Consider the following 1,504-nt stretch of genomic DNA (forward strand, 5'->3'; position numbering starts at 1 on the left):
CAGGCTGTTGAAGAAGTACTGGCGCGGTTGTTTGGAGCGTGATTCACTGCTCCCCGAACGATTTGGGGACGGTGAATGCGCGGATTGGACGAACGGTCGGGCTCGCTGTTTTCCTATGTCGACCTCGAGGCGCGGGTTCGGCGGGATCATCCGCTTCGGGTGATACGGGAGATCGTGAACGCGGCTCTCGTAGGGATGGACAGCGATTTTGCGGTGCTTTATCCGCCCGGGCTCGGCCGGCCCTCGATCGCGCCGGAGCGTTTGCTGCGTGCGATGCTGTTGCAGGCCTTCTACGGCATTCGCTCGGAACGTCAGTTGATGGAGCGGATGGAGTTCGATCTTCTGTTCCGCTGGTTCGTGGGGCTCGGCGTTGACGAGCCGGCCTGGGATCATTCGAGCTTCACCAAGAACCGGGATCGGCTGTTGGAAGGTGAGATCGCGGCAAAGTTTCTGCGCGCGGTGCTGGCGCAGCCAAGGGTGAAGCGGCTGTTGTCGTCGGATCACTTCTCGGTGGATGGGACGATGATCGAAGCCTGGGCCTCGATCAAGAGCTTCCGCCGCAAGGACGGCGGCGACAACGATCCGGATGGCGCTGGCCGCAACGCCGAGCGCGGCTTCCACAAGGAGAAGCGCTCCAACGATACCCACCAGAGCACGAGCGATCCGCAGGCGCGGCTTTACAAGAAGGGCGACGGTCAGCCAGCGAAGCTGTGCTACATGGGCCATGCGCTGATGGAGAACCGCCACGGGCTGGTCGTGGATGGCGGCGTCACCCAGGCCACGGGCAAAGCCGAGCGCGAGGCTGCGCTTGCCATGTTGAAACGCCGGCCATCGCGGCGGCGCATCACGCTTGGGGCCGACAAGGCCTATGACGTACGCCAGTTCGTCAAGGATCTGCGCGAGCACAACGTCACGCCGCACATCGCCGTCGACGGCCATCTGAGCAAAACCGGCAAGCCTCGCGTAACGGCCATCGATGGCCGCACGAAGCGCCATCCGGGCTATGAAGCCAGCCAGCGCTGCCGCAAGCGGATCGAAGAGGTGTTCGGCTGGATCAAGTCATCGGCCGGCATGGCCAAGGTCAAGCTGCGAGGATGCGCCCGTGTGGGCGCGGCCTTCACCCTGAACCTGGCGGCCTACAATCTGGTCCGCTTGCCCAAGCTGCTGGCGGTACAGCCATGAGCCTCGCCGGCCGTTGGCGGATCGTCGCGATGCCCGACTATGTCGAGGACTATCGCGACATGATGGAGCCCGCTTACATCGAGTTCGCGGCCAGCGGCTCCGGCGAATTCGCCTTCGGCTGCGTCACCGGGCAGATCTTCGGCGGAGCGGATGGAAATCATGTCGCCTTCTCCTGGCAAGGCAACGATGAAATGGACGAAGCCCAAGGCGACGGCTGGGCCGAAATCCAACCAGACGGCTCCATCATGGGCCAAATCTGCTTTCACAACGGCGACGAAGCCGACTTCACCGCCCGAAAGTGGACTTCTTCAACAGCCTGCTA

2 protein-coding genes are annotated in these 1,504 nt (G+C 63.2%); both read left to right on the forward strand.

Annotation, left to right across the window (positions count from 1 at the left end):
* Window positions 1-75 precede the first annotated feature (75 nt).
* Entirely contained in the window at window positions 76-1,182 is a 1,107-nt protein-coding gene (locus EOA29_RS36190) for an IS5 family transposase (RefSeq protein WP_126093653.1), read from the forward strand.
* Window positions 1,179-1,504 (forward strand): hypothetical protein (locus EOA29_RS36195; RefSeq protein WP_126093654.1); only part of this gene is annotated, 326 nt, incomplete at its 3' end. The genes EOA29_RS36190 and EOA29_RS36195, both read left to right, overlap by 4 nt.

The organism is Mesorhizobium sp. M1E.F.Ca.ET.063.01.1.1 (assembly GCF_003998155.1).
GTDB lineage: Bacteria > Pseudomonadota > Alphaproteobacteria > Rhizobiales > Rhizobiaceae > Mesorhizobium.